Below are 21,841 nucleotides of genomic sequence, written 5' to 3'. Positions count from 1 at the left end.
CACCCTGTCAGGCGGTGTCTTTGAGCCAGAGCTTTTCAAAACGCCAGGTGCTGAACAGCGACTGCTCCGCTTCGGCGCCGCCGACCCGGGTGGCCACGCTGTCCAGCAGATCGGCGTAGCCCCAGATCAGCATGCCGCCGCGCTCGTACTGGATCTGCTGCACCTGGTGCACCAGGGCCTTGCGTTTCTCCAGGTCGGGCTGGGCCATGGCCGCCAGGAACAGCTCGCTGAAATGCGCGTCGCTGAAGTGAGTCTTGTTGGCCACGGCAAAGGGCGCATCGGTGTGAATCGCGCTGGCCAGAAATGGCGCGCCGATGCTGCCACCGGTGCTCAGGGTCCAGTCGTTGCGCAGCGGGCCCTGGAAGGTCGCGAGATCCACCTGCTTGACCTTGAGGGTCACGCCAATGCGCTTGGCCTGTTCCGCCAGCACCAGGGCCGAGGTCAGCCCCGGGCCGGGGGTGGTCACCAGTTCCAGCTCCAGGTGTTCCTGGCCGGCTTCCTTGAGCAGTTGCGCTGCGCGCTGCGGGTCGTGGGCCCGTGGCCCGAGGCTGTGGTTGAAGGTCGGGTCGCTCGGCGCATACAGGTCGTTGGCCACCCGGCCCTGGCCGTTGAGGGCGCGGCGCACCAGCTCCTCGCGGTCCGCCAGGAGGCGAAACGCCTCGCGTACCCGTGGGTCGTTGAAGGGTGGCTTGTCCAGGTTCATGTCGAAAGACAGCCAGTTGCCGGTCACCGACTTCAGCACCTTGAGCCGCGGGTCGCGCTGCAACACCTCCAGTTGTTCGGTGGGCATGACGTTGGCCATGTCGATCTGGCCGGAGCGCAGGGCCGCCAGGCGCGACACCTGGTCCTTGAAGTCGATGATCTCCAGCTCATCGGCGTAGGGCTTGCCGTCTTTGTAGTAATTCTCGAAACGGGTGAACAGCGAGCGCTGGCCGGGGGTGAAACTCTTCAGCTTGTAGGGGCCGGCACCCACCGGATTGGTCACCGGGTGGTAGTCCACCGGGACGATGCCGCCAAAGTTGACCCAGGTTTCCGCCAGGGGCATGTAGCTGCGGCCCTCGCGAAAGCTCAGGCGCACCGTGCGCTCGTCGAGTTTGACCAGGTTGTCGCGGTCCACCCAGTGCAGCAGCGCGGCGTAGGGCGAGGCCAATTGCGGGTCGGTCAGGCGGCGGATGGAGAAGATCAGGTCATCGGCGTCGATGGTCTTGCCGTGGTGGAACTCCAGGTCCGGGCGCAGGCGCAGGGTCCAGCTGCTGGCGTCGGCATTGGGTTCGGCAAACTCGGCCAGGGCCAGGCGCGGCTGCATCTGCTCGTCCCATTCCCAGAGCTTGCTGTACAGCGCAAAGCCGCGAACGATGCCGCTGCCGATGGGCTTGTGGGCATCCAGGTTGCCGCTCTGGTTACCGTCGAGGATGCCCAGGCGCAGGCGCCCGCCGTAACGCGGCGTGTCGTCGTTCAGGGCCCCGGCGGCGGCCGCTGCGGGCGGGTCGCTGCGCTGATCGCAACCGGCCAGCAGGCTGCCGCCCAGCAGCAGGCCGCCGCCGAGGGCGACACTGTGGCCGATAAAGTCCCGCCGACTGATTAACAACCGATGATCCTGGCTCATGGCATCAGGCTCCGGCCGGGCCGTTGGCGGAGCGCAGCTCCAGCGGCGCTTCCTGGGGCCGGCTCAGCTCGGCCCGTTCGCCGCGAAAGTGCGGCAGGATGTGCTCGCCCAGACGGTAGGCCTCTTCCAGGTGCGGGTAGCCGGCCAGGAAGAACAGATCAATGCCCAGGGCGTTGTACTCACGGATCCGCGCCACCACGTTTTCATAGCTGCCGACCAGGGCGCAGCCCGGCGGGATACCGATGTAGCCGAAGCCGGTCCAGACATTGGGGTGGATGAAAAAGTCGTCGAAGCCCTGGGCCTCGTTCTTCTGCGCGAATTCGGTTTCGTAGCTGAGCTTGCGCGCGGTGCGCAACCCGGCGTGGGCGGCCACCGCCTTGACCGCGCCACGGGCAATGCCTTCGTCGAAGAAACGCTTGGCTTCCGTGCGTGCCAGCTCTTCGGTCTCGCGGGTGATGACGTCGATCGACAGGCCGAAGCGGATATCCGTGCGCCCGTATTTCAGGGCGCGCTGGCGAATGTCGGCAATCAGCGCGGCGATCTCGTCCGGGTGCTCGGCGCGCATCAGGTAGAAGTCCGCATGCTTGGCGGCGAACTCCCGGGCCGGAATCGACGAGCCGGCGGTGCAGATCAGCGGCAACTCGGCCTTTTTCAGCGGCCCGCGCAGGCCGCCGCCTTCGGCCCGGTAGAAGCGGCCCTCGTAGTGGAAATTCTCGTTGTGCCAATAGCCTTTGACCACGTCCATGAACTCGATGGCGCGCGCATAACGCTCGTCGTGGTCGCTGAAGTCGCCGACCTGGCGCTGAATCGCATCCGAGCCGCCGTTGATGATGTTCCACACCAGGCGGTTGCCGGTGGCGCGCTGGTAGGTCGCCGCCTGCTGCACCGCGACCCAGGGCGTGTAGTGATAGGGCTGGAAGGCGGTGACGAACTTCAGGCTGCGGGTTTCCCGGGCCAGCAGCGAGCACACGGTCCAGGGCTCTTCGCCGGTCGGCGCGTTGACCATCAGCGCGCCGCCGAAGCCGTTGATTTCCGCCGCCCGGGCGATCTGCCCCAGGTAGTCGATGTAGGTGAAGTGGTCGCCAACGCTGAACCCCGAGACTGCACCGGTGCTGGGGCCGCCGCGGTGCCAATCGCCACGGTTGCGCGGGTCGCCGGGGAGGAACTGGGTTTCGCCGTGCAGTGGCAGGCGGGTAAAGAATTCAATGCTCATGGGCGGGTCTCCGGCTTACTGCACGCTGGGGTTGCAGATGGGGGTGATGGGCTGATCGTTGATCACCTTGTGGGCAAAGGGCACCGAGTCCTTGAGCGAGGCGTTGACCGTCTCGCTATGGCCCAGGCCCTTGTACAGGTGGCCTTCGACCACCGAACCGGTCTTGCAGGCGTCCTGCATCAACGCCACCTGGGTCGAGGCGGCAGGGGTTTTGTCCTCGGCGCCGGTGCCGATAAAGATCGGCTGCGCCAGCTTCAAGGTCGGGTAGGAAACCTGCTTCTGCCAGGCGGCCAGTTGATTGCCCTGGTAGTCCTTCTTGGCGTTGGCCGGAGTCAGGCCGACGCCGACCACATCACTGACCAGCGCTGCCAGGCAACTGGTGCGGGCCTGTTCGAACAGCGGCAGGGCCTTGTCGGTGTAGAAATCCCGGGGGTCGATGCTCGGGTCGTACTGCTGAGCGGCCAGCAGGGTGTAGAAGCCGTAGGCCAGGGAGGCGTCGACCTTGTTCGGGTCCTGTTCGCCGACGTTTTTCGCGCCCACGGTGTAGATCACTCCGGTGCCGATGCTGCCCTTGACCCCCAGTGTCGGGGCGTAGGTCGGGGCATAGGCGGCCGAGGCGAAGGCGCCGGCGCCGCCCTGGGACTGGCCGATGATCAGCACCTTGTTGGCCAGCCCGGGAACCCCGGCGACCACCGCCTTGGCGGCGTCGAGGATGCCGTAGGCGGCCATGCGGTTATTCAGCAGCGGGTGCCCGCCCGGGACGCCGAGGCCCTGGTAGTCGCTGGCGACAATCGCGTAGCCCTCATCCAGCCAGCGGCTCAGGTACTGCACGTCGCGGTAGGAGCGGCCTTGCCAGGAGGGCGCGCAGACATCCGCCACGCCCACCGTGCCATGGCCCCAGCTGGCCACCGGCCAACCGCCGGCCGGTGCCTTGCCCTTGGGCAGGAACAGCGTGCCGGAGACCACGATCGGGGTCTTGTTGTCGATGCCGTCGGTGGAGCTGTAGAGAATCCGCTGGGCGCTGGCGGCATTGGGCAGGCTCAGGGTCTTCTCCAGCGGTTCGCTGCGCAGCAGTTTGCCCGGGGTGGCGGGGATCGCCTGCTGCCAGGTGTAGAAGGCCGAGACGCGGCCGTCGCCTTGCAACGGGTCAGGTTTCGGGGCGTGGGTCTCGGCAGCCAGGGCACTGAGGGACAGCGTCAGGATGCTCAGGCCGAAGGCCAGTCTTGGGGCGAGTTTCATCGGGATTTCCCTATCAAGGTTGGGTCGTGACCGGGCCACGCAGGGCCGGCCAGTAGTCGGTGAGGTTGAGGTCGATCAGGGCCTGGCGGGTGTAGCCGGTGGCCAGGGCCGGGCCGATGTCGTAGTTGTCGCGAATCAGTTGGTTGGCCAGGGCATAGGCGGTCAGCGCCTGGTAGTGAGCCTTGAGCTGGGCATCGCTTTTGGGCGCCCAGCGTTGTTTCCAGGCCACCGGGTCGTTCTGGTCGTCGCGGCGCAGCACGCTTTCGGCGGTGCCGGCGCGGGACGACAACTGGTAGTAGGCGTCCTGGTTCTGTTCCTGGGATATCCACCAGGCCGCCTTGACCCAGGCCGTGGCCAGCAACTGGGTCAGGTCCGGGTGCTGCTCGATAAAACGGTCGGTGCCCCAGAGGTCGGAGACCAGGCGCCAATCGTTGTCGCCTTGCTTGGTCGACCAGATGATCTTGCCCACACCTTTGTCTTCCAGGGCATAGGCCTCATTGAGCAGTACCGCGGCATCGACCTTGCCGGCGGCGACGGCTGCGGCACCGACCTGCGGGTTGAGGTTGGCGATCTTGAAGTCATCGAGCTTCAGGCCCTTGCTGGCCAGAAAATTGCTGAAGGCGAATTCCCAGGGCCGGCCGCGATGCAGGGCCAGGCGCTTGCCCTTGAGGTCCTCGATGGTATTGGCCGTGGAGCTGGCGGGTACCACCAGGTAGATGTTGTTGCCACTGCCGCCGGGCACGATCAATTTGCCGGGCACGCCGCCTGCACCGGCGATCACCGACGGCAGGTCGCCGCGTACCGCAAAGTCGATGCTGTTGTTGCTGAAGCCTTCGTTGATCTGCGGGCCGGCGCCGGCATGGGGCAGGGCGATCCACTCCAGCTTGACCCCACGTTGCTTGAGCTGTTGTTCGAGCCAGCCATCCTCGATGACCCGCCCGGCGATGCCGCCGAATACCGGTTTGCCGCCCTGGGTAAAGGCGACGATGGCGATCTTCACCGACGCCGGAGCCTGCGCCGTTTCGGCCAGGGCCGTGACACTCACCAGCAGCGCGGCCGCGGCGGCCAGGCTGTTGCGCCAGAAACCTTTCATTGCAATCCCCTTAATGGCTGGCCGACGCCAGTGCGTCGGTCATCAAGTTGCCGAACCCGCAGGTTGGCTGTCGCAAAGGAGAGAGCAGATTGCATGCCAGCGCCTGGAAAAAGCCCTGCAGGCCTTGTGCGCCAAGGCTTTGGGCGTGCGACCAGGTGCGCGGGCGGTGGCCGCGTTGCTGATCTGTGAACAGTGCGGCTGCTGGCCGGTTGCTGCTCCAGCAGCAATGAGTGTGCGGCTGGCAGGTATATCTCTTTATGGAATATACAAATACGAATTGATAATTTTTTGGTCTAGCTTTCTTCGTGCACTATTGAGCCCGCGCTTTTACTGCCAGGAATGCACCATGTCGCTGATCACCCATCCCCACGCTCGCGAATTGACCAAGTCGGTGCGGGCCACCGTCCTGGTGTTCAAGGACCCGCGCTCCCAGGAATTGCTCAGCCGCATCGAGCGCCTGGCCCCCAGTGAGGCCAATACCCTGATCATTGGCGAGACCGGTACCGGCAAGGAGCTGGTGGCCCGACATATCCATCACCTGAGCCGCCGCGGACGCGAGCCCTTTGTCGCCGTGAACTGCGGCGCGTTCGCCGAGAGCCTGGTGGAGAGTGAGCTGTTCGGCCACGAAAAGGGCGCCTTTACCGGCGCCACCACCCACAAGGCCGGCTGGTTCGAGGCGGCCAATGGCGGCACGCTGTTTCTCGATGAGATCGGCGATTTGCCGCTGAACATGCAGGTCAAGCTGCTGCGGGTGTTGCAGGAGCGGGAAGTGGTGCGCCTGGGGTCACGCACGCCGATACCGATCAATGTGCGACTGGTGGCGGCGACCAACGTCAACCTGGCGGACGCCGTGGTGGCCGGGCATTTCCGCGAAGACCTGTTCTACCGCCTGCACGTCGCCACCATCCGCCTGCCACCGCTGCGCGAGCGCCCGGGGGACATTCTGCCCCTGGCGGAGTTTTTCCTCGAGGAGCACTGCCAGCGCCTGGGTTACAACCGCGCCACGCTGACCATCGAGGCTGAGCGCAAGCTGCTGGAGCACAGCTGGCCAGGCAACATCCGTGAATTGGAAAACGCCATTCACCATGCCTTGCTGGTGTGCCGCAACCAACGGGTGGCGCCAGCCGACCTGCACCTGGTGGACATGCGTTCATCCGGCATTCGCCAGGATCAGGCGGCCCAGGCCGTGCACGCCATCGCCGGCCCGGTGGACCTCGAAAGCGCCCTCAATGCCCTGTTCGAGCAGAATATTCCGGACCTCTACGAGCACATCGAAGAAACCATCTTTCGCGCCGCCTACCGCTACTGCCACGGCAACCAACTGCAAACCGGGCGCCTGCTCAACATCAGCCGCAATATCGTGCGTGCGCGCCTGGAGAAAATCGGCGAACTGAGTCGCCCGGCCTCGGGCGAATAACCAACGACCTGCCCGATGCCCGGCCTGGACGCCAGGCCGAGGCAGGGCGGTTTTTTTACCCGCAATGATTGACGGCTGGGGAGGCTTGCTCTAGTTTGTGGAACGTTCATTCCAGTACAGGTGATTACCGTGCGCCCCAAGGAGTTCGACCCCGAGCAGATTGCCGATGCCGCGATGCAGGTGTTCTGGCAGCGCGGTTATGCCGCGACCTCGATCCAGGATCTGGTGGAAGGCACTGGCCTGAGCCGCAGCAGCCTGTACAACGCGTTTGACAGTAAGCACGGGTTGTACACCTGCGCCCTCAAACGCTATCAGGAACGGAGCAACGCCAATATCGCCCTGTTGGCCCAGGACGCACCGGCAAAGGAGCTGGTGCGCCAGTTGCTGCTGCGCATCGTCGACGATGAACTTGACGACACGCAGCGCCTGGGATGCCTGGCGGCCAATGCCGCGCTGGAGGTGGCGGGGCAGGATCCGGTGGTGGCCGAACTTGTGGCGCAGAACTTTCGCCGGGTCGAAGCCGCGCTGGAACGGGTGTTACGCCGAGGGCAGGAACAGGGCGATATCGATCCCGATAAAAACCCTCGGGCCCTGGCCAGTTTTGTGGTCTGTACCGTCCAGGGCCTGCGGGTGTTGGGCAAGGGCAGTGCAGCCGATGAACGTCGTGAGCGGTTGTCGAATGTGCTTGAGGTTGTTCTGCAAAGCCTTTGATTATTAAGTAAATAAAACTTTATACGGGCTGGAGCCTGAGCTTCGCCGTGAAAAATTTTGCCCTGTTCTGGAATGATCATTCCATAAAGTGCATGGCCCTTCGCCGAGGCTTATCGAGCCTGGCGATCGGTCCTTTATCACCCAAAAAAGGAGAGTCTTCGATGCCCACCCCTAACCCCGGGTTGCCGATTTGGCGCCTGCTGGCATTCACCGTAGCCGGCTTTATCACCATCATGACCGAGACCATGCCCGCCGGCCTGCTGCCTCAGATCAGCCAAGGACTGGGTATTTCCCAGGCCATGGCCGGGCAGTTGATCAGCCTGTATGCCCTGGGTTCGGTGGCGGCGGCGATCCCCCTGGTGGCGGCGACTCGCAGCTGGCGCAGAAGGCCGCTGCTGTTGCTGGCGATCGCCGGCTTGCTGCTGTTCAACAGCCTGACCGCACTGTCGACCTATTACCCGCTGACCCTGGCCGCGCGTTTTATTGCCGGGATGGCCGCGGGGCTGATCTGGGGCCTGCTGGCCGGTTATGCCCGGCGCATGGTGCCGGAGTCGTTGCAAGGCCGGGCCCTGGCGGTGGTTGGGGTCGGTCAGCCGCTGGCCCTGTGCCTGGGGGTGCCACTGGGGGCCTGGCTGGGCAGCATGATCGAGTGGCGCAGCATTTTCTGGATCATGTCGGCGCTGGCAGCGCTGCTGTTGCTCTGGGTGCGCGTGGCAGTGCCGGATTATGCCGGCCAGGCGGCGACGCGGCGCCAGCCGGTGGCGCGGATCTTCCTCACCCGGGGCATTCCTTCGGCGCTGTTGGTGATCTTTGTCTGGATGCTCGCCCACAACATTTTGTACACCTACATCGCGCCATTCCTGGCCACGGTGGGGCTGGGCGAGCATCTGGATCGGGTGTTGCTGCTGTTCGGCCTGGCATCGATTGTCGGCATCTGGCTGACCGGCCTGCTGGTCGACCGCTGGCTGCGGGTCCTGACCCTGTGCAGCCTGGCGGGATTTGCCCTGGCCGCGCTGGTACTGGGCATCGGCGCTGGCCAGCCGCTGGTGATCTACCTCGGGGTAGCGGCCTGGGGCCTGACCTTCGGCGGTGCCCCGACCCTGCTGCAAACCGCCGTGGCAGACGCTGCGGGTGACGGCGCGGACGTGGCGCAGTCGATGCTGGTGACCATCTTCAACCTGGCAATCGCCGGTGGTGGTGTGGTCGGTGGCCTGTTGTTGAACAGTGCCGGCGCCCAGGCCTTCCCCTGGACCATGGCCGCCCTGGCTGTGGTCGGCCTGGCCACGGTGTGGGTCGCCAGCAGCCACGCCTTCAAGCCCGGGCAGCGCCTGGCGGGCTGCGGCTGATACCACGCCGAGGCCCGCCGCCAGTTATTGGCTGCCGGCCCCGGCCTTGGTCAGGGCGATGGCGTCGACCAGGCCATCGATGCCCTGCAGCAGCTCGCGGTTGTCGTGGTCCCAGGGGTGAAAGCCCGGCTTGAAGAACTGCAACCAGGGCAGGGCGATATTCGGGAACACGCCGCGCCGGCCGTACAAGTACTTGATCACCCGCCACAGGCCGCGCAGATGGCCGCCACGCTTGCGGTCGGCGATCAGCATGCGCAGATGAAAATCAAACACCACCAGCCAGAACATCAGGGTGGTGAACAGCATGCTCGAGGTGCGGATCAGGTAGCGCTTGGGCCCGGGCTTGAGCACGGTGTTCCAGACGTCGTAGGACACCGCCTTGTGTTCGGTTTCCTCCAGCGCGTGCCACATCCACATCTGCCGGTAGCCTTCGACCGAGTTGCCGAAGCGCGTCGGGTCGCGCAGCAACAGGTCGGCGAGGATCGCCGTGTAATGCTCCAGGGCCACGGTCACCGCCAGGTTGAACGAGGCCGGGAAGTGTTTTTTCTGGAAGTCGAGGATCGCCCGCAGGCGTCGGTCGAGCTTGTGTGCCGGCAGCCCGGCCGCCTGCAACAGGTCGTTGTAGCGCAGGTGCTCGCGGCTGTGCATGGCTTCCTGGCCGATAAAACCCTGGATCTGCTGTTTCAACAGCGGGTCGTGAATCTGCCCGCGGTAATGGCGCACGCTGTCCATGAAAAACAGCTCGCCGGCGGGAAACAGCAATGAAAGCGCATTGAAGAATTGGGTGACGTGGCTGCCTTGTTCATGCCAGTCGCAGGCGCGGTCGGCGGGCAGTTCAGGCTGGATGTCGCGGCGGATGGGCAGCATGGCTGGCGCTCCTCTAGACAGTAAGGGTCGGGCGGCTCACAGGCCGCGTTCGTTATTGGCCTGGTAGACCTGGTGCTTGCGTCGGTGCGCCACCAGGCGCCGGGTGGCGAACACCAGCAACGCCTGATAGGCGCTGGGCAGCAGGCGCACGAACAGGTCGAGAAAACGCGCGTCGCGGCCGATCAGCACCCGACGCCTGTTCTTGCGCACCCCATGCAGAATCACCTTGGCCGCCTGCTCGGCAGAGGTGATGAAGAGTTTTTCAAAGTCCTCCCGGGCTTGCTGCTCGCTGTCGATCAGAAAACCCTTGAGGTTGTCGGTGATCCGGCTGGAACGGGCGATATCGGTGCGGATCCCGCCGGGGTAGACGCAGGTGGCGGACACGCCGTTGGCCTGCATGTCCAGCTCCTGGCGCAGGGATTCGGTGAAGCCGCGCACCGCGAACTTGGTGGCGTTGTAGGCGCTCATCCCCGGCTGGGAAAACAACCCGAAGACGCTGGAGGTGTTGACGATGTGGCCTTCGCCGGCCTGCTTGAGGAAGGGCAGAAAGGCCTGGGTGCCATGCACCACGCCCCAGAAATTGACGTCGACGATCCACTCCAGGTCGGCCAGGCTCGACCCTTCCACCGTGCTCGACAGCGCCACCCCGGCGTTGTTGAACACCAGGTGCACCTGCCCATGCTCGGCGGCGCTGTGGGCGGCCCAGGCGAACATCGCCGCACGGTCGCCGACGTCCAGTTCCTGGGCCGTGATGCGCAGCGGCAGCAGGGTGGCGGCTCGGGCCAGCTCCACGGTGTGGGCCAGGCCCTGGGCATTTTTATCCGACAGCGCCAGGTGGCAGCCTTCACGCGCCAGGTTGATCGCCAATGCGCGGCCCATGCCGGACGCGGCCCCAGTGATGGCGGCGACTTTGCCGTTAAAGTTTTTCATCGGTGGCGGCCTCGTGCAGGTGGGAGTGGCTGGGCGCGTGCTGGGGTGCCGGGTGGGCGTCGTGCCGGGCGCCGGCGTTCAGGTAGTCCTTGAGTTCGAAGCTGGCGGTGGCCTGGCGAAAGCGCCAGGTCGACCCCGGCCACAGCGTGGTGTTGTGGCCGGTGCGCGGGTCCAGGTACCAGCTGCGGCAGCCGCCGGTGGACCAGATCGCGCCCTTGAGTTGCTGCTGCAAGCGCGCGTTGTAGATGCTCTCGACCCCGGCCTTGACCTCCAGCGTGGCCAGGCTCTGGCTGCGCATCTGCGCCAGGGCCTTGAGGATGTACTCGACCTGGGCCTCGATCATCAGAATCATCGAGTTGTGCCCCAGCCCGGTATTGGGCCCGATGATCATGAACAGATTGGGGAATTGCGGCACGCAGGTGCCGAGGTAGGCGTGGGCGCCGTTGGCCCAGCTGTCCATGATGTCGACCCCGCCACGGCCGATCAGCAAGCCGCGGGGCAGGGGCTCGGTGGCCTGGAAACCGGTGCCGAAGATGATGCAGTCGGCCAGGTGTTTGACCCCGTCGGCGGTCACCACGCCATCGGCTTCGACCCGGGCAATGTCCTGGGTCACCACCTGCACGTTGCGGCGTGACAGCGCCGGGTAATAGTCGTTGGAGATCAGGATGCGCTTGCAGCCGATGGTGTAGTCGGGTGTCAGGCTGCGGCGCAGGGCGGGGTCGGCAACCTGGCGCCGCAGATGGCGCAGGGCCATGCGCTGCACCAGGCGCATCAGCCCGGGGCGATGGGCGAAGGCAATGACCCGGCTTTCCAGGGCCCAGTAGATGGCCGAACGCACCAGTTTCTGGGTCCACGGCAGGTGCTTGAATGCCCAGCGTTCGGCGGGCGACAGCGCGCGATCAGGCTTGGGCAGGATCCACGGCGGGGTGCGCTGGAACAACGCGAGCTGCGCCACCTGGGGCGCAATCTGCGGCACGAACTGAATGGCGCTGGCCCCGGTGCCGATCACCGCCACGCGCTTGCCCTGTAGCGGGTACTGGTGGTCCCAGTGCTGGGAGTGAAAGCGCTGGCCCTGGAATGACTCCAGGCCCGGGATCTGCGGGATGGCCGGGCGCGACAGGCCACCCATGCCCGACACCAGCACCCGCGCACTGACCCGGCGGCCGTTGCTGAAGTGCAGCGCCCAGCGTTGGCGCTGTTCATCGAAGGTGGCGCGCTGCAAGCCCATGCCCAGCCGCAGGTGCGGGGTCAGGCCAAAGCGCTGCGCGCAGTCTTCGAGGTAGGCGCGGATTTCCGCCTGGGGCGCGAACTGGCGGCTCCAGTTCGGGTTGGGCGCAAAGGAAAACGAATAGACATGGGATTGCACGTCGCAGGCGCAGCCCGGGTAGTGATTGTCGCGCCAGGTGCCCCCGAGGGCGTCGGCCTGTTCGGCAATAAAGAAGTCGGCAAGGCCTGCCTGCTTGAGTTTGATGGCCATGCACAGCCCGGCGAATCCGGAGCCGATGATCGCGATGTCAACGGTTTCCCAATCCTGGGGCGGCGAGTACGCATTCATGGTGTGTACCTCGATTGTGGTGACGCCTGAGGGTGACTTTCGTCGGTGGATGAAATCTCAGCATTGCATAATTAAAATTTATGTTTTAAAAAATAATTTAAATAATGTACCTGAAAAATTCACCGACGCCAGTGGCCTGTACCCAGCAAGGGATTCATCGCAGCGGCTGCGATGGCCTGAAATCGGACAGCAGGCCCGTGGCAGGGGGATCGCCGTCATCAGGATCAATTCCGGTCCGGGGGCATGGCGCAGGGAAGCCAAGGGGGCGCACGTTATGGAATGGCTTGTGGCTGTTGTGCTGCTGGGGGTGGTGAGTGTCGGGCTGTGGGTGATCAGTTTTCGCATCACCCGCCGAATCGAGACCGCGGTGCCGATCGACGGGCGCTTTCTGGAGGTCGGTGGCGAGCGCCTGCATTACGTGGATGAAGGCAAGGGCCCGGCGCTGCTGATGATCCACGGGCTTTCAGGTTGTGGTCGCAACCTGACCCATTCACTGTCGCCGCGGCTGCGGGAGCAGTTCCGGGTGATCACCATCGATCGCCCGGGCTCGGGCTACTCGACCCGCGGCCGGGGCGCGGCCGCCGATCTGCCGGCCCAGGCCAGCCTGATTGCCAAATTCATTCGCGCCCTGGACCTCGGACAGCCGCTGATTCTCGGCCATTCCCTGGGCGGCGCGGTGGCCCTGGCACTGGCCCAGGACCATCCGCAATCGGTGTCCGGGCTGGTACTGGTGGCGCCCTTGACCCATCCGCAGCGGATGCTGCCCCTGGTGTTTCTGTCATTGGCGGTACGCCCGGGCTTCGTGCGGCGCTGGGTCTCGCTGACCCTGGCCACACCCCTGGCGATGCTCACGCGCCATAGCCTGGTCAAGGCGGTGTTCGCCCCCGATGCGCCACCGGCGGATTTCGCCGAACGCGGCGGCGGGCTGCTGGGCATGCGCCCCGACAACTTCTATGCCGCCTCCAGCGAGATTGCCCTGGTCAACCGCTCGTTACCCAACATGCTCAAGCATTACCCGAGCCTCGACCTGCCGGTGGGGCTGGTCTATGGATCCGCCGATCAGGTACTGGATTACCGCAAGCACGGCCAGGCCATGGCAGGCCGGGTGCCGGGAATCATGATCGATATTGTCGAAGGCGCCGGGCACATGTTGCCGATCACGGCGGTGGAGCGCGTTGCAGCGATGGTGCATCGGGTCGCAGCCCAAGCCAGGCCGCAACGGAAGGCGACGCTGCTGCATCCGCCCTTTGCCATGAACCAGGCAGGCTAGGGTGGTTCGGGGTGGTTTACGCCCCGGACGGCCTTGGCGGCACGCTGCACATTCGCAGCGTTGGCAACATTCAAAATGGATCCAAGAAAATAGTTGACGAGCTAATGAACCCGGGCTATTTTTTTTAAAAAATGTTTTGAATGTTTTTTTTGAAAGTGCAATTGAGCGATTAAAATAATGAAAATAACGCCTTTTGACGCATCTTGTATTTCTCGCTGCACCGCTGTCCACGGCGCTTGTGCGTCGATCTTCCGTTCGCCCCGCGCGGCCCTGACCCTGCGGAGGCTGCCATGAATTCCACTGTAGCAGCACCTGGCGTCTGGACTGACAGCAAGCGCCATCTGTGGTGGCTCGGCATCATGCCCCTGGCCACCCCTCTGCTTTCTGGATCCCTGGCGATTGTCAGCGGCGTGCAGGAACTGTGGTGGGTGGGCGTGTTGGTGATCTTCGGCCTGATCCCGCTGATCGACGGCCTGCTCGGCGAAGACGTCAGTAACCCACCGGAGTCGGCCGTCGGCGGCCTGGAAGCACAAAGCTATTACCGCTGGATCGTCTACACCGGGGTGCTGTTGGTGATTTCCTCAGTGGTGATCACCGGCTGGCTGGCGGCGGGGGGCATCGATTGGATCATCGCCGGGGGCCTGTTGCAGGCCACGGCGTCACTGGCACCGGACAGCTTCCTGGCCAGCGCGGCGGGTTACCTCACCGAGCGCGTGCAGGTCCATGGCGCGGTCAGCTGGTTCACCTACCTGGGCATGGCCATGTCCACCGGCGCCGCCACCGGCATCGCCATCAACACGGCCCATGAGCTGGGGCACAAGCCGCGTCTGCTGGAGGTGGTGCTGGCCAAGATCACCCTGGCGCCGACCTTCTACGGCCATTTCTATACCGAACATAACCGGGGGCATCACGTGCGGGTCGCCACCCCCGAAGATCCGGCCAGTTCGCGCCTGGGGGAGAGCTTCTGGTCCTTCCTGCCGCGCTCGGTATGGTTCAGTGCCCGCTCGGCCTGGCACCTGGAACGGGAACGCCTGAGCAAGCAGGGCCTGTCGGTGTGGCACTGGAAGAACGGCGTGCTCAGTGCCTGGTGCTACAGCCTGGTGTTGTGGGGCGCGATGATCGCCTGGCTGGGGTGGGCGGTGCTGCCATTCCTGATTATCCAGGGCATCTACGGCTTCTCGCTGTTGGAAGTGGTCAACTATGTCGAGCATTACGGCCTGCAACGCCAGAAGTTGCCCAACGGTCGTTATGAGCGCTGTTCGCCGCGCCACTCCTGGAACAGCAATCGGATTGTCACCAACATCTTTCTGTTCCAACTCCAGCGCCACTCCGATCACCACGCCAACCCGACCCGCAGTTACCAATCCCTGCGCCACTTCGATGAGTCGCCGCAACTGCCCTATGGCTACGCGAGCATGATCGTCTGGGCCTACGTGCCTTACCTGTGGCGCCGGCGCATGGATCATCGGGTGCTCAAGCACTACGGCGGCGATGTGCTGCTGGCCAATATCCAGCCCTCCAAACGCTCGAAAATACTCGCCAGGTACGGCAACAGCAGCACCTTTTAAATGAATTGAACGGTTGTTACGGACACTCGGGATCAACGTATCGCGCAGGTTTTCATCGCCCCGGATTCGTCGATTTCGAGCGCCCTGAAGTTTGAAGAAAGTGGCTTGCCCTCAACAACAATAAATAAAGGGAAGGACCTCATCATGCTGATCACCGCCAAATTGGCTGCCCCTCTGGTACTGGCCGCGTTCGGCCTGGTTGCCTACAGCCAGGCGCAAGCCGCGCGGATCGAACCCGCCGGCAGCGATTTCACGGCCAAGGGCCCCATCAGTTTCGCCAAAAGCATCATCAACGCCGATTGCACCATTGAAGTCAGCGGCAAGGTCAGCCCCGACGGCGCCTTTGCCAGCGTGGAGAAGGTCGGCTTCAGCGGCGGCTTCAAGTGCGGCCAGGTCGAGGCCACCCATCTGCCCTGGAAGCTGGTGGCCAAGGATGAGACCAGCGGCGCCATGTCCGGGATCCAGGTCACCGTCAATGCGCCCCTGGTGGGCGGCGATTGCGGCCCGACCACCGCCGAAGGCAGCTGGAACAACAGCAGCGGCAAGCTCCAGGCGTCCCAGGTGGCGCTGGACGGCGGCTGCACCATCAAGACCGTGTCGATCCAGATGCCGCCGACCTTTCGCGTCGTGCCCTGAACACTGACCCACAGAATTTGAGATTTGGCTGAAAGGGAAGCTCGGTCGCTGTCGTTGTACTCCGTGTTGTCTCACCCGAGGCCATTAACCCGGCGAAATGAATCGCCATACATGTGAGGAAAAATAACAATGAAAGGCATCAAAACCCTCGTTTCTGCTGCTGCTATCGCTGTTTGCCTGGGCGCTGCATCCATGGCCAGTGCCGCGAGCATCATCATCAAGGATCCAGACGCTCCAACCGGTCCGGTGGACGGTCCATTCTCGACTTCGGCCGGGCAGATCGTGGTCAAGTCGCCATCGTCGCTGCAAGCCCCTGTCACCTGCGGCATCACCTTTACCGGCAACGTGTCGGGCGGGATTGCCACCATCAACGGCGCGAGCCTGACCGGTGGCGGTCTCTGTGCATTGCCTGTGCTGAAAAACATTCCGTCGCCGGGCTGGGTGCTGACTGCCTCGTCGCTGACCAACGGCACCGTGACCAACGTGGGTTACACCATCGCGTCGTTCCCTTCCACCAACTGCGGGCCTAACACCATCGCGGTGACCTGGAACGAGAGCACCAAGACCCTTTCCGGAAGCAATATCGGCCTGACCGGCAACTGCACAATCGTGTCGCTGTCGGCCACTGCGCCGAAGTTGAGTGTCACCAACCCGTAAGCATTCGATTGATCAATGTTGTAAGGCAAACGCCCCTAACCGGGCGTTTGTCCAGGTCGGATAAGCAGTGCTCAAGAATAATAAGGAGTGGGGCATGAATAATAAGAAACAACAGGCACAGGCGCTTTTGGGGCTGGCCTTGGTAGCGGGTTGCATGGCAGTCGGCAGTCAGGCTCAGGCCGGCGGCTTTTCTACCCCCACTTACGGTGCACCGGGATGGGGTCGCGCCTTCGGCGGCGGCTCCCTGTTCAAGAATGACCCCAGTGCCGCCTTCAACAACCCGGCGGCCATGGCGTTCATCGACCACAACGTGGCGCAGATGACGGTGGACTACGCGCGGATCAATCTCAAATACAAAGGCGATGCCTACGACTATCTAGGCAACCCGGCATCCACCGCGCCGGTAGACGACTTTGGCAACTCGACGCCTCTCTCGGGTGACGGCGGCGAGGGCGGGTTTACGGCCTGGCTGCCGACGGGCTTCCTGGTGATGCCGATCAACGATCGCTTTGCGTTCGGTCTCAGCCAGGTTGTGCCGCTGGGTATGCGCAGCACCTGGGATGAAGGCTGGAAGGGCCGCGACTTCGCGGTCGACACCAAAATCGAGACGGTGGGTTTGACCGGGTCCTTGTCATTCAAGGTCAACGATCAGTTCTCCCTCGGCCTGGGCGCCATCGTCCAGCACAGCAAGGGCTTCGTCAGCCAGAACCTCAACGTCTCTGGCGCGGCGGGGATGTCGATTCTGCCCGGGGCACCTTCCGGCGTGGGCGCCAACCTGATGCGAGTCAAGGTGGACAACACCTCGGTCGGCTGGTTTACCGGCGTTACCTGGAAGCCCACCGAGCAAGACACCCTTGGCCTGAATTACCACGCCAAGATCAAGAACAAGATGGAGGGTAAGTACAACATCCGCGCCGATGCGATCGGCCGCAGCTTCATGACCGATACCGACAACAACGGCAACACGCTGATCGAGCTGGCCTATCCGGGGCTCAAGTTGTATCCGGACGGTGCCAATGCCGAAACCCAGCTGGATGTACCGGCTACCGCCGGCCTGGACTGGGTGCACGTGTTCAACGATCGCTTGACCTTGGGCGCCAGTGCGACCTGGACCCAGTGGTCGTCGTTCAAGGACCTGACGCTCAAGTCCAACGGCGCCACCATCATCGCGATCCCCTACAACTACAAAGACAGCATGATGTACTCCCTGGGGGGCGACTACCGGTTCACCGACCAACTGACCTTGCGTGCCGGTGTGGCTTTCGATGAGACCCCGACCCGCAATTCCACCCGCGACCCACGTATTCCCGACAACGATCGCTGGTTCACGTCCCTGGGGTTTGGTTATGACATCAAGGCGATTCCGGGGCTGGTGATCGATGGCGCGTACTCGCGGCAATTCGTCAAGGAAGCCCGGATCAAAACCGTGAATCAGGACCGCCTTGGCGGCTCGCGGCTCGACGGCAAGGTGGACGCGAAGGGTGAAGTGGTCAGCGTGTCTGCCACCTACAACTTCTGATCGCCACCCTCTGATCCACCCCGGTGCATGGGCATGCGGCGGTACAGGGTTGCCTGTATTGCCGTAGCCTGAAAAGGCACTGGCGACCCATTTCTGATCAACTCTTTGCAAGCCCGAGGCTGACGTTGTTCGGCCGTTATCATTTCGCCAAAACACTAAATAAATATTTAAAAATAAAATTTGAAACGTCTATCTATCCTTTGTAGGGTGATCTTCGAGAAGCCGGCACAACGCCCAGGTTTCCACGGGTTGTCTGCACGAACCAAGAGAGGTATTCCATGATTGTCTGGTTATTGGTGGGACTCGCTGCGGCGCTCACACTGGCCTATCGGCAGGCGGCTGCGGCCATGTGGCTGGGTGTTGGCCTGGTCTGGCTGGCGGCCGGTTATCTGTTTGACCTGGCGGCTTCGTTGGGCCTGATCCTGGGGGCGCTGCTGGTGGTCGTGCCGGCGGCGATCCTCAGCCTCAAACCCCTGCGCCGCACCCTGCTGACGCGCAGGGCCCTGGGCCTGTTCCGGCAGATCATGCCGGCGATGTCCGAGACCGAGCGTGCGGCCATCGAGTCCGGCAGTGTCTGGTGGGATGCCGAGCTGTTCAGCGGTACGCCGCGCTGGGAGCGCCTGCTGCAGGCCGCACCGGCGGCGCTGAGTGTCGAGGAGCAGGCGTTCCTCGACACCGAAGTGGAGAAGCTGTGCGACATCGCCAACGACTGGGAGACCACCCAGATCTGGCAGGACCTGTCGCCCCAGGCCTGGCAATACACCAAGGACGCCGGCTTCCTGGGGATGATCATTCCCAAGCAATACGGCGGCAAGGGCTTCTCCCATTACGCCCATTCCCAGGTGGTGATGAAGCTTTCGACCCGTTGCTCGGCGGCGGCGATCTCGGTGATGGTGCCCAACTCCCTGGGCCCCGCCGAATTGCTGCTGCACTACGGCACCGAAGCCCAGCGCCAGCACTACCTGCCGCGTCTGGCCCGGGGCGAAGACATCCCGTGCTTTGCCCTGACCAGCCCCTACGCCGGCTCCGATGCCGGGGCGATTCCCGATCTGGGGATCGTCTGCAAGGGCCTGCATCAAGGCCAGGAAGTCCTGGGTTTCAGCGTCACCTGGGACAAGCGCTACATCACCCTGGGACCGATTGCCACGGTGCTGGGCCTGGCCTTCCGCGCCGAAGACCCGGACGGCCTGCTGGGCAAGAAGGGCAGCCTGGGCATTACCTGCGCACTGATCCCTACCAGTCACCCCGGGGTGCAGAGCGGGCGCCGGCACTGGCCGTTGAACGCGGTGTTCCAGAACGGCCCGACCCAGGGCAAGGATGTGTTTATCCCCCTGGAATGGGTGATCGGCGGCGCCGACCAGGTCGGCAACGGCTGGCGCATGTTGATGGAGTGCCTGGCGGCCGGGCGGGCGATTTCCCTGCCGTCGGCCAACGTCGGCCTGGGCAAGGTCGCGGTGCGCGGCACCACCGCCTATGCGGCGATGCGCAAGCAGTTCGGCCTGCCCATCGGCAAGTTCGAAGGGGTGCAGGCGCCGCTGGCGCGCATGGCCGGGCATCTGTATGCCTGCGATGCGGTGCGCAAGGTCTCGGTGGCGTCCCTGGATGCCGGGGAAAAACCCTCGGTGATCTCGGCCATCGCCAAGTACCACGTCACTGAGCGCGCACGAATCATCGTCAACGACGGTATGGACATCGTCGCCGGCAAGGGCATTTGTATGGGGCCCAATAACTTCCTGGCCCGCGCCTACCAGCAGAGCCCGATTGCGATCACCGTGGAAGGCGCGAACATCATGACCCGCTGCCTGATCATCTATGGCCAGGGCCTGATCCGTTGCCATCCCTATGTGTTCCGTGAAATGGAAGCCGCTCGGGATCCCGGTCGCCAAGGGCTGGAAGCCTTCGACAGCGCGATGTTCGGCCACATCAGCTTCTTTATCGCCAACAGCGTGCGCGCCGGTGTGCACGGTTTGACCGGCGGGCGCCTGCTCAAGGCCCCGGGCAACACCGACAAGGCCCTGGCCCCTTACTACCGGCAGATCAATCGGCTGTCGGTGGTGCTGGCCCTGGCCTCGGATATTTCCATGGGCGTGCTGGGCGGCGCCCTCAAGCGCAAGGAAAGCATCACCGGGCGCCTGGGGGACATTCTTTCCCAGCTGTACATCCTGTCCTGCGTATTGAAGCGCTTCGAGGACGATGGCCGACCCCAGGCCGACCTGCCGCTGGTGCATTGGGCGGCCCAGGATGCCTTGCTCCGGGCCCATGAAGCCCTGGCCGAGGTGCTCGACAATTACCCGTCCAAGGCTGCGGCCCGGGTGATTCGGGGCTTGAGCTTTCCGTTGGGGATTCCCCAGCGCAAACCGTCCGACCGGCTGCTGGCCCAGGTTGCCGAGCTGGTGCAGATCCCGGGGGCAACCCGCGACCGCCTGCTGGCCGACTCCTACATTCCCCAGGCCGATATCGACAAGCTGGCCTACGGCGAACTGGCGTTCCGCTTGCAACCCCAGGTCGACCTGATCGAGGCCCGGCTCAAGCCGCTGATCAAGCAGGGCAGCCTGGCGCCGCTGCCGATCTCCCGTGAGGCGTTTGTCATCTGGCGCGCCAAGGCCCTGGAGGCGCAACTGATCAGCAGCGACGAGGATGAACTGCTCGGGCGCTATGTCGAGTACGGCGACCATGCGATCCAGGTCGATGACTTCCCGCAGGACTTCGGACTGCTCGAAGCCTTGCAGCAGCGCCAGGCGCACTTCGACCAGGCCGGCAAGGCCACGTCCCGGCGTCGGGTGGCCAGCAGTGAAGGTTCGGCGGTGTCGAGCGACGCGCTCTCTTAAGGTTTTTCGGTTTTTTAACGGGGTTTCTCCATGTCTGACGGTTATCTTTCGTTCGTCAATTCCCCTTGGGGGCGCCGGCTCGCGCAAACCGCGGGCCTGCCACAACCCTTGGCCCTGCAACGCCAGCGCGAGGGGCAGGGCGGCAATCTGGTCAACCCGGTGATTCTCGCCAGCGGGTCCGAGGGTCGGTTGCTGGGCGAGCTGCAACGGATCTTCGCCGCCACCGATACCGTGGCGGCCCAGGCGGCGAGCATCAAGGCGCCGTCCACGGTCAAGGTCCAGGGTGCGGTATTCGATGCCAGCGGCCTGCGCGATATCGCCCAGCTGGATGAGTTGTATCGCTTCTTTCATGCCAATGTGCGGCGCCTTGGCGCCCATGGCCGGGTGCTGGTGCTGGGCACGCCGCCCGAGCAGTGCAAGGAACTGGCGCAGGCCGTGGTGCAACGGGCCCTGGAAGGATTTGTGCGTTCCCTGGGCAAGGAGCTGCGCCGGGCGATTACTGTGCAGTTGCTGTATGTGGAACCGGGGGCTGAGGCCGAGCTGGACAGCAGCCTGCGGTTCTTTTTGTCGCGACGTTCGGCCTACGTTTCGGGGCAGGTGGTGCGGATCGCCGAACCGGTGGACGTGCCCAAGCCCATCGCCTGGGACCAGCCACTGGCCGGACGCCGGGCGCTGGTGACCGGAGCCAGTCGCGGCATTGGCCTGGCCATCGCCCAGGTGCTGGCAGGCGAGGGCGCGCACGTGGTGTGCCTGGATATCCCGCAGAACGCAGCAGCCTTGCAGCAGGCGGCGACCGCGGTGGAGGGCAGCGCGCTGGCCCTGGACATCACCGCCGCCGAGGCCGGCAGCCAGTTGCTGGGGTTTGTCGGTGAGCATGGGGCGTTCGACATCGTGGTGCACAACGCCGGCATCACCCAGGACAAGACCCTGGCCAAGATGACCGAGGCGGCCTGGCGCCAGGTGCTGGCGGTCAATCTGGAGGCGCCGCTGCTGCTGAGTCAGGCGCTGCTGGAGGGCCAGGGCCTGAACCCGGGGGGGCGGATTGTCTGTGTGTCGTCGATCTCTGGGATCGCCGGCAACCTCGGGCAGACCAACTACGCCACGTCCAAGGCCGGGGTGATCGGCCTGGTGCAAAGCCTGGCGCCTTTGGCGGCGCGGCAGCAGGTCACGGTCAATGGCGTGGCGCCGGGGTTTATCGAGACCCAGATGACCGCCAAGATCCCGTTGCTGATCCGCGAGGCCGGGCGCCGCATGAACTCGCTGTCCCAGGGTGGGCAAGCGGTGGATGTGGCACAGACCATCGCCTGGCTGGCCCATCCGGCCTCGGGCGGGATCAATGGGCAGGTGGTCCGTGTCTGCGGCCAAAGCCTGCTGGGAGCCTGAGCC

The 21,841-nt window shown here is 64.3% G+C and carries 17 protein-coding genes; 10 read left to right on the top strand and 7 right to left on the bottom strand.

The window, feature by feature from the left end:
• Positions 1-7 precede the first annotated feature (7 nt).
• Genes AC19YX_RS01210 through AC19YX_RS01195 form a run of 4 tightly spaced genes read right to left on the bottom strand, consistent with a single transcriptional unit; the run spans position 8 to position 5,151 of the window.
• A complete protein-coding gene (locus AC19YX_RS01210) occupies positions 8-1,606 on the bottom strand; it encodes an ABC transporter substrate-binding protein (RefSeq protein ID WP_500605473.1) in 1,599 nt (532 codons plus the stop codon).
• A 4-nt stretch (positions 1,607-1,610) separates the two neighbouring features.
• Positions 1,611-2,819, bottom strand: coding sequence for an LLM class flavin-dependent oxidoreductase (locus AC19YX_RS01205; RefSeq protein ID WP_500605472.1), 1,209 nt, complete (start codon positions 2,817-2,819; stop codon positions 1,611-1,613).
• Between the two features lie 15 nt (positions 2,820-2,834).
• Positions 2,835-4,058, bottom strand: coding sequence for a lipase family protein (locus tag AC19YX_RS01200; RefSeq protein ID WP_201130872.1), 1,224 nt, complete (start codon positions 4,056-4,058; stop codon positions 2,835-2,837).
• A 13-nt stretch (positions 4,059-4,071) separates the two neighbouring features.
• On the bottom strand, positions 4,072-5,151 hold the full coding sequence (locus tag AC19YX_RS01195) for an ABC transporter substrate-binding protein (RefSeq protein WP_201130873.1): 1,080 nt from the start codon (positions 5,149-5,151) through the stop codon (positions 4,072-4,074).
• Between the two features lie 346 nt (positions 5,152-5,497).
• Between AC19YX_RS01195 and AC19YX_RS01190 the strand changes: the two genes are divergently transcribed.
• The 3 genes from AC19YX_RS01190 (at position 5,498) to AC19YX_RS01180 (ending at position 8,625) form a co-directional block, all read left to right on the top strand.
• A complete protein-coding gene (locus AC19YX_RS01190; protein WP_078472243.1) occupies positions 5,498-6,568 on the top strand; it encodes a sigma-54 interaction domain-containing protein in 1,071 nt (356 codons plus the stop codon).
• A gap of 129 nt (positions 6,569-6,697) precedes the next feature.
• On the top strand, positions 6,698-7,279 hold the full coding sequence (locus AC19YX_RS01185) for a TetR/AcrR family transcriptional regulator (RefSeq protein ID WP_500605471.1): 582 nt from the start codon (positions 6,698-6,700) through the stop codon (positions 7,277-7,279).
• Positions 7,280-7,440: 161 nt separating this feature from the next.
• On the top strand, positions 7,441-8,625 hold the full coding sequence (locus tag AC19YX_RS01180; protein WP_078472244.1) for an MFS transporter: 1,185 nt from the start codon (positions 7,441-7,443) through the stop codon (positions 8,623-8,625).
• A gap of 24 nt (positions 8,626-8,649) precedes the next feature.
• On the opposite strand, the gene AC19YX_RS01175 is transcribed toward AC19YX_RS01180, so the two are convergent.
• From AC19YX_RS01175 to AC19YX_RS01165, 3 genes are read right to left on the bottom strand one after another with little or no spacing between them, the layout of a single operon-like run.
• Entirely contained in the window at positions 8,650-9,492 is an 843-nt protein-coding gene (locus AC19YX_RS01175) for a metal-dependent hydrolase (protein ID WP_078472245.1), read from the bottom strand.
• 36 nt (positions 9,493-9,528) lie between these two features.
• Complete coding sequence (locus AC19YX_RS01170) at positions 9,529-10,422, bottom strand: SDR family NAD(P)-dependent oxidoreductase (protein WP_500605470.1); 894 nt, start codon at positions 10,420-10,422, stop codon at positions 9,529-9,531.
• Positions 10,409-11,977: a flavin-containing monooxygenase gene (locus tag AC19YX_RS01165; RefSeq protein WP_500605469.1), complete on the bottom strand. Its 1,569-nt coding sequence runs from the start codon at positions 11,975-11,977 to the stop codon at positions 10,409-10,411. Before AC19YX_RS01165 ends, AC19YX_RS01170 begins: the two co-directional genes overlap by 14 nt.
• A gap of 274 nt (positions 11,978-12,251) precedes the next feature.
• On the opposite strand from AC19YX_RS01165, the gene AC19YX_RS01160 reads away from it, so the two are divergent.
• The 7 genes from AC19YX_RS01160 to AC19YX_RS01130 all read left to right on the top strand — a co-directional run bounded on the left by AC19YX_RS01160 (position 12,252) and on the right by AC19YX_RS01130 (position 21,838).
• Positions 12,252-13,247, top strand: a complete 996-nt coding sequence (locus AC19YX_RS01160; protein WP_500605468.1) for an alpha/beta fold hydrolase — start codon at positions 12,252-12,254, stop codon at positions 13,245-13,247.
• Positions 13,248-13,537: 290 nt separating this feature from the next.
• Positions 13,538-14,815: an alkane 1-monooxygenase gene (locus tag AC19YX_RS01155; RefSeq protein ID WP_078472249.1), complete on the top strand. Its 1,278-nt coding sequence runs from the start codon at positions 13,538-13,540 to the stop codon at positions 14,813-14,815.
• Between the two features lie 144 nt (positions 14,816-14,959).
• Complete coding sequence (gene praA, locus AC19YX_RS01150) at positions 14,960-15,451, top strand: alkane oxidation protein activator PraA (protein WP_078472250.1); 492 nt, start codon at positions 14,960-14,962, stop codon at positions 15,449-15,451.
• 129 nt (positions 15,452-15,580) lie between these two features.
• A complete protein-coding gene (gene praB, locus AC19YX_RS01145; RefSeq protein WP_020298029.1) occupies positions 15,581-16,108 on the top strand; it encodes an alkane oxidation protein activator PraB in 528 nt (175 codons plus the stop codon).
• Between the two features lie 94 nt (positions 16,109-16,202).
• On the top strand, positions 16,203-17,627 hold the full coding sequence (locus AC19YX_RS01140) for an outer membrane protein transport protein (RefSeq protein ID WP_078472251.1): 1,425 nt from the start codon (positions 16,203-16,205) through the stop codon (positions 17,625-17,627).
• Between the two features lie 278 nt (positions 17,628-17,905).
• The gene (locus AC19YX_RS01135; RefSeq protein ID WP_500605467.1) at positions 17,906-20,455 is read left to right on the top strand and encodes an acyl-CoA dehydrogenase; all 2,550 of its coding nucleotides are present in this window, start codon (positions 17,906-17,908) and stop codon (positions 20,453-20,455) included.
• 30 nt (positions 20,456-20,485) lie between these two features.
• Entirely contained in the window at positions 20,486-21,838 is a 1,353-nt protein-coding gene (locus tag AC19YX_RS01130; RefSeq protein ID WP_078472253.1) for a 3-oxoacyl-ACP reductase, read from the top strand.
• Positions 21,839-21,841: the final 3 nt, after the last annotated feature.

Source organism: Pseudomonas sp. MF09150, assembly GCF_059862355.1.
This window is presented reverse-complemented; position numbering and strand designations above follow the sequence as displayed.